The following is a 10,936-nucleotide window of genomic DNA, read 5'->3' on the forward strand; positions in this document are numbered from 1 at the left end:
GGTTGAAGTTGCGTCCTGTTACAGTCGGGACAAGACGAAAGGCCTCCCCGGGAGGCCTTTTCTTGTTCCAACAGGAGCAAAAACCTCGAAGATTCAAAGCCGGAAATTTTCGGCCTTCGCATCAGATCTTTTTTCATCACATCGTTCATTTATGCAAAGCAAAAAATCCCGCCGCTATGGCAAGACTGTTTTCTTGTCTTTTCTTTTTCTCCTGGTTGTCCTGGTCGGGCTGACGCTTTACAGTTCCCTGTTGAAAAAGCCTTCAGTGACCCATCGCGGCCTGCTTCAACCGGAGATGATCTTCAAGGAACACAAAGCACCGCTTTGGGCCGTGGCCTTTAGTCCCGACGGCAACCTCGTGGCAAGCGGCAGCGTGGACAGCACGGTCAAACTCTGGAACAAAAACGACGGTCGTGTTGTACACACCCTGAAACATCCCATGGGCGTTACCACAATCAACTTCAATGCAGACGGTAAGACCCTTGCCACAGGAAGTTATGATGCCGTCGTCAGGCTTTGGAATGTAAGCAACGGCACGCTGATCAAAGCACTAAAAGGAGCCGGAGGGACTGTTTGGTCGGTTGCGTTTAGTCCCGGCGGAAAAACAATCGCCGGTTGCGGTGAAGACAGAACGATCAAATTGTGGGATGTTGAAACGGGTGCCCTCCTCAAAACCATCAATGCACACAAGCTGAATATCTGGAAGGTTCGCTTTACTCCCGATGGCAGTCAACTTATCAGCAGCAGTTTTGACAATACCATCAGGATCTGGAATGCGGCCACCGGAGATCTTTTAAAAACGCTGGAAGGACATACGGAAGCCGTTGTTGGTTTAGCGGTCAGTCCGGATGGAAAGATCATCGCCAGCGGCAGCGACGACAAAACCATCAAGCTGTGGGACAGCAACAGCGGCAAGCTTCTTCGCACCCTGCAAAACGACGATGGCCACGTATATGCGGTTGCCTTTAGTCCCGACGGGAAACGGCTGATCAGCGGCAGCAGGGACAAGGACAATCTTGGTGAGATCTTTCAAAACTTTTTTGGCGACGGCGCCACCAGCAAAGGCATCAGCATGCGGCTGTGGGATGTACAAAGCGGCGAACTTTTGGAATCGCTGGCCGAACATGCCAATGATGTGATGGATGTTTGCTACAGTGCCGATGGTCAATGGATCGCCAGCGCCAGCGATGATCAAACGGTACGGCTCTGGCGTGTGTTGAAATAAATCGGTGAGGGGGTACTAAAAATCTCCTCAAATCGTGGTGCAGACGTTATTTTTGCCGCCTAAAATTTTTGCATGAAGAACACGCCTTTCACCCAGAAGCACATCGAACTGGGCGCCAAGATGGCCGCCTTTGCCGGATACAACATGCCGATCAGTTACAGCGGCATCAACGATGAGCACCAAACCGTTCGTCGCAACGCCGGAGTGTTTGATGTCAGCCACATGGGTGAATTTATGCTGAAAGGAGAGGGCGCACTTGACCTTATTCAGCGGGTGACTTCCAATGATGCATCGAAACTCACGGCCGGCAAAGCGCAATACAGTTGCCTGCCCAACGAGCAGGGCGGCATTGTGGATGACCTGCTGGTGTACTGTATCGAAGAGAATAAGGTGTACATGCTGGTGGTCAATGCCAGCAACATTGAAAAAGACTGGAACTGGATTCAACAGCACAACCCTTCGACGGGCTCAGGACAGGCTGTGGAAATGCACAACATTTCCGACGACACCTGCCTGCTGGCGGTGCAGGGACCGAATGCCACCAAAATTTTGCAGTCGCTGACCGAAATGGATATTCTCAACCTGAAATACTACACGTTTGTGAAAGGCGAGTTTGCCGGTGTGAAAAACGTGCTGGTAAGTGCAACGGGTTATACCGGTGCCGGCGGAGTGGAAATTTATTTTGAGAACAAGGACGACAACGCCGAAAAAATCTGGAACGCCATTTTTGAAGCCGGCGCCGCCCAGGGCATCAAACCCATTGGGCTGGCCGCAAGGGATACGCTTCGCCTGGAAATGGGTTACTGTCTTTACGGCAACGATATCGACGATACCACCTCTCCACTGGAAGCTGGCCTGGCGTGGATCACCAAGCTTTCGAAAGGTGATTTCACAGCCAGGGAAATTTTGCAAAAACAAAAAGAAGAAGGCGTCAAACGAAAGCTCGTTGGCTTTGAAATGGTGGACAAAGGAATTCCCCGTCATCATTACGAGATCTGCGATAAAGACGGCAATCCGATCGGCTATGTAACCTCGGGCACGCAATCGCCCAGCCTGGGTAAAGCCATTGGTATGGGTTATGTGGACATTGCCCACTCTTCCCTCGACAGCATCGTCTACATCAAAGTGCGGGAGAAACTGTTGCAGGCGAAAGTGGTGAAAATCCCGTTTGCCTGATGCCGCTGATCGTTATTGAAACCTTTATCAACGCTTCTCCGCAGGTTGTCTATGACTTAAGCAGAAGCGTTGATCTGCACAAAGCCTCTATGATACATTGCCAGGAAGAGATTATTGATGGCGTAAGAAATGGTTTGATGCAGAAAGGCGATACAGTGACATGGAGAGCCTTCCATTTTTTGAAAAGCAGGACACTGAAAGTAAAACTGACAGAAGAAGAACCACCAAGGTTCTTTGCCGATGAAATGATAGAAGGTGACTTTAAAAAGATGCGGCACGAACATGCGTTCACACTGGAAAAAAACGGGACACTCATGACTGACCGTTTTTTATTTGAATCGCCTTTTGGTATAATTGGACAACTAGCCAACTACCTGTTTTTGAAAAATTACATGACCCGGTTGCTGAAGAAAAGAAATGCAGTCATCAAAAGAATAGCAGAAAGCAACGGGGCAAAACAATATTTACACAGCTGAACAAACTATCCTCTATTCCCGTTTCTGCCCGGCTCATCCAATCGAGCGATTGACCAATCGTCTACCTTTGCTTTCCTGATTTTTCACCTTAAATCAACAAACGATGCAAAGCTCTACTCTTCAAAAAAGAGCAGGCATCATTCTCACCGGCGCTTTTTGCCTGCTCCACTTCGTTGTGTTTTCGCAAGACCTTTCTCCTCTCACGCTGAAAGAAAAAATTAAAGGTTCCCGGTCCATTGTGCTCGCAAGGTTTGTCGACTACCAGTCGTACCTGGCGATCGGCGACAACATCTACACCCTGCACAAAGTGACGGTCATTGCCCACCTGCGCAAAAAGAAACCGCCCAATGAATTTTACATTATTGCCCCCGGCGGCTGGATGGAAAACCGGGCTACCGTTGTGTATCCTTCGATTCACCTGGCCGATGGCGCCGAGGCAGTGCTGTTCATCGAGGACGAGGACTTTGTCTTCGACAACAAGGCCGTCAGGGCCCAGCAGCCAAAGATGCCCCAATACAAATTGTACGGGTATCCGCAAGGGGCCATGCTCAATGTCAACAACTGGTACGACGATGTAGGAGGACGTAAACCGGAGACGCAACTGCTTTCCGACATTGCGAGCCTTGCAGGCGACCAGTGGGTAACGGCGAAGGGCGATGTTTTTGCTGCCCGGAAGCCGGCTCCCCAGCCACCGCCCTCACCGAGTCCCGGCGGCATCAGTTCCTTTGCGCCCAACCCCACCAGGTCCGGCACCATTAACCCTTCGGACTACCTCACCATCACGGGCTCGGGCTTTGGCTCGGCGCCAGGCACCGTGGCCTTTGCCAACGCAGATGACGGCGGTGCTTCCCGCATCACGCCGCCCGCCACCAGCGATTATGTTTCGTGGGCCGACAACCAGATCGTGGTAAAAGTGCCCACCCGGGCCGGCACCGGCAGCTTTGTAGTGAACAGCACCTTTACGTCGCCCTCGGCACTCACGGTTTCGTATGCGCTGATCGACATCTACAGCAGTTTTCTCAATTTTCCTGTCACCACCCGCCAACTGCCGCACCTGGTGAATAAAAATGGCCTGGGCGGCTACACATTTTTGTACAACAGCACGTCCGGCTTTTCGGGCAACGCGGCGGCCGTGGCGGCCTATGAGCGGGCCCTTACTACCTGGCGCGGCGCCACCGGCGTCAACTTCCGCACAGGCGGCACCACCACTGCAACGAATACCAATGACGGCATCAACACGGTGCTTTTCGGCACCCTGCCCGCCGGCACGTTGGCCCAAACCCTGACCAACTATTCCGGCACCGGCTCGACAGGCAGCTGCGAGCGGCAAAACACGGTTTGGTACATCAACGACATTGACATGGTTTTTTCCACGGTGCCCACCAGCAATACCACCTGGCAGTTCGGTCCCTCGCTTCCCGGATTTTACCAGTACGATTTTGAATCGGTGGCCCTGCACGAGCTGGGGCATGCCCATAACCTGGGCCACGTGATTGCACCGGGGCAGGTGATGCACTATGCCATCTCCAATGGGCAGACGGCAAGAACGCTCAGCGCCAACGACATTGCCGCCGGTAAAGAAATGATGGCCTGGTCCTCGAGCCTTTGCCTGATACCGGCTGGCGTGTTTGGCCCGATGACACCAACAACAGCCACCCTTACGCAGGCCGTCACTCTTGGCAAAAGGGAGCAGAACGCCGCTGCAACAACGACCGTCAAAGCGTGGATCGACAAAAGCTTGCTGCGGGTGAATTTCTCCACGGAATCTGCTGCACAGCACATGCTTTACCTCTATAATGCCGAGGGCCGGCTGCTGTTGCAACAAAAGCTGCCAACGCAACAAAACCTGATTTCCCTGCCGCCGGCTGCGAGAGGCGCCTTGCTCTACCGTATACGCACAAACGAAAACTGGCAAACGGGCAAGCTGTTCGCTCAATAGCAGCAAAGACTGAAGCCGTTTAACGGACCTTCTGCGAAGCGCCTGTGATGACGGGGATCACAACAACCGGATTGTGTCCAGGAAGGCAGGTGCTGCCTTCCTTTTTTTGCCCCTACATTTGCAGCTGCTTTTGCCGGATTTCCGTTGTTCAACGGCCCGTCCGGCGAAAGCAGCACCAATTTTTGAACACATGACAAAACCCACTTTATATACCTGTCTTTCCCCGGCACTCCTGCACCTCTATGATGTGAAGAACACGATTGTTGTAGTGATCGATGTGCTGCGGGCCACGTCCACCATTGCCACAGCCCTGCACAACGGCGCCAGGGAAATCATTCCTGTCGACAGCGTGGAACGGTGCATTCAGCTCGGAACACAGATTGAATGCGTGACGGCCGGTGAACGTGACGGGCAGGTGGCGCCGGGTCTTCAATACGGTAACTCGTCGTTTGAATACCCGGAAGAATTCATTAAAGGAAAAATCCTGGTGCTCACCACCACCAATGGCACCAAGCTGCTGCACATGGCGCTGGCCAAGGGCGCCACGGAAATCATCACCGGTTCGTTTCTGAACCTTTCTGCTGTTTGTGAGCATTTGATCGGGATGAAGAAAAATGTCATTCTTGGCTGCGCTGCGTGGAAGGACAAACCAAACATTGAAGACACCCTCTTCGCCGGTGCTGTTGTAGCAAGGGTGAAAGAGCATTTTACCATCAACTGCGATGCGTCGCACATGGCTGAAAATCTTTACTCTTTTGCAAAAGAGGATCTCTATGAATTCATGAAAAAGAACGATGCATCACACTACCATCGCCTTACCAACTTTGGCCTGGAAAGAGACATCCGGCATTGCCTCACGGAAGACCTGGCGAACATCCTGCCGGAGTATGTGGATGGGAAATTGGTGGTGCAGAAATAAGCCAGCCAGCAACGTTGATTTTAACGGTAAAATAGCCCCATTTGTCAGGTTATATGAAAATGTTTCGTTTACTTTTGCCGATTGGCCTCTTTCAAAGAGAGTAGGCAGTAAGCAGTAGGCAGTAAGCAGTATTCCACGCCGCAGCCTGCCGGCTGCATGCTGCCAACTGCCAACTTTCATCTATGGCTTTACCGCATTTAATTAAATACGTTTACACACACGGTTCTGATGAAGTGATTCGCCGGGGAAAAAAGATCCATGCCATTGGCTTTGTGGAACTGGTAGAGCACGACGACCTCTTTGGCTCTGCCGTTTTCCGGGTGAAGGACGATAATTATTCCACTTTCTATAAAGTTTACATCCAGCACTACAAGGATCCCAAGACGGTGTCGCTGCGTTGTGCCTGCCCTTACAACCTGGGTGATATTTGCCGGCACGAAGCGGCGGCTCTGCTGCGCCTGCAGGAAATGATGGATAAGGGACAGCTGGTCGCAGATGACGTGGCCTACGATCAGCGCCACACGGTGGCCAAGATGAAGACCATCGACCTGAAAACCATCCAGCTTCTGTCCAGCCATGCCATCATTGCCGAAGCGGAAGCCTGGCTGCAGAAACACAAGCCGACGATTGAAAGTGCAAAAGAAGAAACCGTACGGGCAAAGGTGACCCTGGATGGCACGGAATACGACGTGATCATCCGCCGCAATGAAGAGCGCAATTTCGATACCAGCTCCGATTACGACGACCCGGCGCATCTTCTCTGCCTGCCGAAAGTGATCGTGTTCCTGCACCTGCTGCGCACCAAAGGACAACACTATTTCGAGACCATCCGCAACTGGGACAAGGAAAAAAACAAGCTGCTCGAAGCCTATGGTTATTCGCTGAACGACGACCTGAAAGGCAAGTTCGAATTCAGTTACAAAGACGGTAAGCCTTTTTTGCGGGTGCTGGACCGCAACATCAAACGCATTGCCACCCCAACACCGCTCACTGCGCCACGCTTTGAAAAAGTAGAAGTGGCCGAAGAAGATGTCAAACCCAAACAGCATGTCATTTCCAAAAAGCTGGGTGTTGTTTTCAACTTCAACAAAGACCTTTATCCCTTCTTCTCGCTGGACCTGATTGAAGGCGAGATGGATGAAGAAGGCAGCTTTGCCGGCAACGTGCTAAAGCTGGAATTATCCCGCTACGTGGAAACCGAATCGTACAGCGAAGAAGACAAAGCTTTACTACAGCTGGTGCGCAAACTGCAGGACGCAGAGATCAATAAATACGTGAGCCGCAATTCGCCTTTCGCCGGCTTTTGGGAAAACATTATTCACCACGAAGACGACGATCTGCCGGCGGAAACAAAAAGCCTCATTGCCGAATACCTTCTTCCCAAATTGAAAAAATTATTCGCCGAGTTTGAAGGTGCACCCACCTTTGTCCTCACGAAAGGGAAGCTCTTTAAAACCGCGTCGCTGCAAAAAGTGGAACTGAGCAACGATTATTTATCGCCGCATTTCAGTGTCAGCAACGACGACGACAGCTACGAAATTGAATGCTATGTAAAGCCCGATGGCGTGGCGCATTCACTGGAAGAGAACGAGGAACGGTCGCCGCTGGTGTATCTCTACAATCACCAGCTCTCCATCTGGGAAAACAAGGAAGCCGCGGAAACGGCCGAAAGCTTTGGTGAAAAAGGCGCTGAAAAAGTGGCCGGTGATGACTGGCCGCAAACACTGCTGCGAAAGGTGATGCCACTGACAAAAGAGTACAAAGTTGACTTCGACCGCAGCCTCGTGGAAGAAGTAAAAGACGGCGAGCCCGAAACCAAACTGACCCTGATTGAAAAAGGCGAGTACCTTGTTTTTCAACCAATCTACAGCTACAAAGGTTTTGATACAAAAGGGGCGGACAAAGGGGAACTGATCATCCCGCACGGCAACAAGGTCGTAGTGGTGCACCGCAACCGCGAAGCGGAAAAAGCCTTTCTGCACAAGCTGTCCATGCTGCACTCCAACTTCGTTCCTTTTGATGACGGCGCCTCGCTGGCCCTGAAAGGTGCAGAGGTGCTGAAGAATAACTGGTTCTTTCTTTTCGTGGATGCCATGAACGAATCCAAGGTGCCCGTGTTTGGTTTTGAATCGCTGAAGAACTTTCGTTTCAACACGGCCAAGCCGCAAACACACATTTACATTTCGTCGCACACCGACTGGTTCGATGCCAAGGTGGACATCCTGTTTGGTGACCAGAAGGTCAGTGTGGCCGAAGTGAAAAAAGCCCTTGCCAACAAACAACAGTTCGTCCAACTCAACGACGGCACACTGGGCATCCTGCCCGAAGAGTGGCTCAAAAAATATTCGCTTCTTTTCCGTGTCGGCGAAGGCCGCACCGACAAGCTGAAGCTGTCGCGTTATCACCTCAGCGTGATTGATGAACTCTACGAAAACCGCAACGCGGAAGAGCTCACCATCCAACTGGAAGAAAAGTACGAACGTATCAAAGAGTTTGATACCATCAAGGAAGTGCCGCCGCCGGAGAACCTGGCGCCGATCCTGCGCCCTTACCAGGTGTCGGGTTTTCAATGGCTCAATTACCTCAAAGACGTGTCGTGGGGCGGCATTCTGGCCGACGACATGGGTTTGGGTAAAACCGTGCAGGCGCTTTCGTTTCTGCAGCATTACTACGACAACAACGACGGCGAGATGAAAGCCCTCGTCGTTTGTCCCACCACGCTGATCTACAACTGGGAGAACGAGATCAAAAAATTTACGCCGTCGCTGGAATACTATATTCATCACGGCCCCCTGCGCAGCCGCGACCTGAACGAATTGCTGCAGCACCATATCATCATTACCACCTATGGTACGCTCCGCAGCGACATCAAGCTCTTTACGCAGATGAAGTTTGACTGCGTGATCCTCGATGAGTCGCAGGCCATCAAAAACCCAACGAGCAAGGTGACGAAAGCGGCTTCGCTGCTGCATGCCAAAAACCGGTTGTGCATGAGCGGTACACCGCTTCAGAACAATACGTTTGACATTTATGCGCAGATGAATTTTCTCAATCCCGGCATGCTGGGTTCCGTGGAATTCTTCCGCCAGGAGTTTGCCATTCCCATCGACAAGTTTGGCGAGCAGGAACAGAAAGAACACCTCAAAAAAATACTGTACCCCTTCATTCTTCGCCGCACCAAAGAGCAGGTGGCCAAAGACCTGCCGGATAAAACCGAGATGGTGCTCTTCTGCGAAATGGAAGATGAGCAGCGCCGGATCTACGATGCCTACCGCAACGACTTCCGGGCAAAGATCATGGGAACGATCGAAGAGCAGGGCATCCAGCGTTCGCAGCTCACCATCCTGCAGGGTTTGATGAAGCTGCGGCAGATCTGCGACTCACCGGCCATTTTGAACGAGGAGGAAAAATTCCCGAATCATTCCATCAAGCTCGACGAACTGGCCCGGGAAATCACCGAGAACATCGGCGACCACAAGGCGCTGATCTTTTCGCAGTTTCTCGGCATGCTGGCCCTCATCAAAGCAAAGCTGGACGAGCTGGGTGTGAAGTACGAATACTTTGACGGCAGCACATCCGCACCCGACAGGGAAAAGGCCATCCAGGCTTTCCAGAACGATGAAGAGACAAGGGTGTTTTTGATTTCGCTGAAAGCCGGTGGTGTGGGTTTGAACTTAACGGCAGCGGACTATGTGTACATCGTCGACCCCTGGTGGAACCCCGCCGTGGAGCAACAGGCCATCGACCGTACGCACCGCATCGGGCAAACCAAGAACATCTTTGCCTACCGCATGATCTGTAAAGACACGATCGAAGACAAGATCATGCAACTGCAGGAAAAAAAGCGGGCCCTGGCCAAAGACCTTATCGCTGACGATACTTCGTTTGTAAAAGCGCTGTCGAAGGAAGACGTGGAATACCTGTTCAGTTAATACACGGACGCTATTATCTTGTAAAACAGCCCGCAAAAGCGGGCTGTTTTGTTTTCGCACAAGTTTTTGCCTGGTTCCGGTTGAGGGACATCAATATTTTATAAGGAATTTTTTATACATAACGATTCCGCGGAAATACGCACGGTTCTTGCCTTCCGGAGGTTTCATCCTTAAAATTTAATCTATGAAGAAGCTATTGTTTTCTTTCTTCCTTCTTGGCATTGTGGGTGTTGCATCGGCCCAAACCACGCCGCCGGATACGACAAAAAACAAACCGGTGGTTCCGGGCAGTTTGCCTGCCGACACAACCGTTCCGAAAGCAATGAAACCAGTGACAGACACATCGGCAACGAAAGTTGGTTCCATGACCAGTACTTCCAACAACAATGCAGCCGACAGCACGGCGACTGCAGCACCTGTCGCCGACAGCACAGCCAAACCGGCAACCGGCGTACCGGCCCCGAATCCCACCGACGCCAAAATAAAATCGAAAACCAAAATGGCAGACGGTAATGTGATCAAGGTTAAAACAAAAGACGGTAGAACAAAAGTGAAAGGCGATCAGAAAGAGAACCAGTAATGTAATAAAGAAGAGCCCCGGTAAAGCGGGGCTTTTTTGTGTCGCACCTGTACCTGTCAACTTTTGCCTGGCCGCTGTTGTTACCCATTCATGAAGGACGAATCTCCGCTGGTGATAACGCTGCAGCTGGACCAAAACGCCTCTGCGTTTTTCAACGACCTGCGCAAGCGCTTTTATCCGCCATCCCGCAATTTTCTCGAAGCCCACCTGGCTCTTTTTCACCGGTTGCCGGCCGGTGAGGGCTCGATCAGCGAAGACCTGCACCGGTGGTGTTTGAAACACGGTCCTTTTGCACTGCAGTTTACAGGGCTCAAACACCTGGGAAAGGGAGTCGCTTACAGGGCCGAGTGTCCGGCATTGCTGGCAATGCACCGGCAAATGCAGCAGCAGTGGCAGGCGTGGCTCATTCCACAGGACAAACAAAAACTTTGGCCGCACGTCACTATCCAAAACAAAGTAGCGGAGGAAGAAGCACGGCAAACGCTAACGCAATTGCAGGCCAGCTTTCAACCCTTTATGGCTTGCGGAATCGGGTTTCGTGTCTGGCTGTATAAAGGCGGCCCGTGGAGATGGGTTTCGGATCACCCGTTCGAGGGAAAAGCGTGACCTTATTCTTTCTGCCTTTTATCGTTTTTCTCTTCCGCTTATCCGGCACTTAACCTAATTTAACGGGAGTTCACATTGGTTGC

8 protein-coding genes are annotated in these 10,936 nt (G+C 51.7%); all 8 read left to right on the forward strand.

What is annotated here, in order from left to right; all coding sequences use genetic code 11:
- The first annotated feature begins 151 nt into the window (after positions 1-151).
- Positions 152-1,225 (forward strand): WD40 repeat domain-containing protein, encoded by a 1,074-nt coding sequence (locus tag D6024_RS03845; RefSeq protein ID WP_121353112.1) that lies wholly within the window; start codon positions 152-154, stop codon positions 1,223-1,225.
- A gap of 72 nt (positions 1,226-1,297) precedes the next feature.
- Positions 1,298-2,401 carry a glycine cleavage system aminomethyltransferase GcvT gene (gene gcvT / locus D6024_RS03850; RefSeq protein ID WP_121353114.1) on the forward strand — a complete coding sequence of 368 codons (1,104 nt, stop codon included), beginning with the start codon at positions 1,298-1,300 and terminating at the stop codon, positions 2,399-2,401.
- Complete coding sequence (locus tag D6024_RS03855; RefSeq protein ID WP_121353116.1) at positions 2,401-2,877, forward strand: SRPBCC family protein; 477 nt, start codon at positions 2,401-2,403, stop codon at positions 2,875-2,877. The genes gcvT and D6024_RS03855 overlap by 1 nt, the downstream gene beginning before the upstream one ends.
- Positions 2,878-2,980: 103 nt before the next feature.
- Complete coding sequence (locus tag D6024_RS03860) at positions 2,981-4,816, forward strand: matrixin family metalloprotease (protein ID WP_121353118.1); 1,836 nt, start codon at positions 2,981-2,983, stop codon at positions 4,814-4,816.
- 190 nt (positions 4,817-5,006) lie between these two features.
- The gene (locus D6024_RS03865) at positions 5,007-5,735 is read left to right on the forward strand and encodes a 2-phosphosulfolactate phosphatase (protein WP_121353491.1); all 729 of its coding nucleotides are present in this window, start codon (positions 5,007-5,009) and stop codon (positions 5,733-5,735) included.
- A gap of 182 nt (positions 5,736-5,917) precedes the next feature.
- Positions 5,918-9,667, forward strand: a complete 3,750-nt coding sequence (locus D6024_RS03870; protein WP_121353120.1) for a DEAD/DEAH box helicase — start codon at positions 5,918-5,920, stop codon at positions 9,665-9,667.
- A gap of 184 nt (positions 9,668-9,851) precedes the next feature.
- Entirely contained in the window at positions 9,852-10,247 is a 396-nt protein-coding gene (locus D6024_RS03875) for a hypothetical protein (protein WP_121353121.1), read from the forward strand.
- Positions 10,248-10,337: 90 nt separating this feature from the next.
- Positions 10,338-10,853 carry a 2'-5' RNA ligase family protein gene (locus tag D6024_RS03880; protein ID WP_121353123.1) on the forward strand — a complete coding sequence of 172 codons (516 nt, stop codon included), beginning with the start codon at positions 10,338-10,340 and terminating at the stop codon, positions 10,851-10,853.
- The last annotated feature ends 83 nt before the right edge of the window (positions 10,854-10,936 follow it).

The organism is Flavisolibacter nicotianae (genome assembly GCF_003628535.1).
In the GTDB taxonomy this organism is placed as follows: Bacteria; Bacteroidota; Bacteroidia; order Chitinophagales; family Chitinophagaceae; genus Flavisolibacter; species Flavisolibacter nicotianae.

Excerpts from the sequence above, each read along its gene's own strand:
- D6024_RS03870 (WP_121353120.1), top strand. The coding sequence starts at position 5,918 with ATGGCTTTACCGCATTTAATTAAATACGTTTACACACACGGTTCTGAT.
- D6024_RS03860 (WP_121353118.1), top strand. The coding sequence starts at position 2,981 with ATGCAAAGCTCTACTCTTCAAAAAAGAGCAGGCATCATTCTCACCGGC.
- D6024_RS03875 (WP_121353121.1), top strand. The coding sequence starts at position 9,852 with ATGAAGAAGCTATTGTTTTCTTTCTTCCTTCTTGGCATTGTGGGTGTT.
- D6024_RS03880 (WP_121353123.1), top strand. The coding sequence starts at position 10,338 with ATGAAGGACGAATCTCCGCTGGTGATAACGCTGCAGCTGGACCAAAAC.
- D6024_RS03865 (WP_121353491.1), top strand. The coding sequence starts at position 5,007 with ATGACAAAACCCACTTTATATACCTGTCTTTCCCCGGCACTCCTGCAC.
- D6024_RS03845 (WP_121353112.1), top strand. The coding sequence starts at position 152 with ATGCAAAGCAAAAAATCCCGCCGCTATGGCAAGACTGTTTTCTTGTCT.
- gcvT (WP_121353114.1), top strand. The coding sequence starts at position 1,298 with ATGAAGAACACGCCTTTCACCCAGAAGCACATCGAACTGGGCGCCAAG.
- D6024_RS03855 (WP_121353116.1), top strand. The coding sequence starts at position 2,401 with ATGCCGCTGATCGTTATTGAAACCTTTATCAACGCTTCTCCGCAGGTT.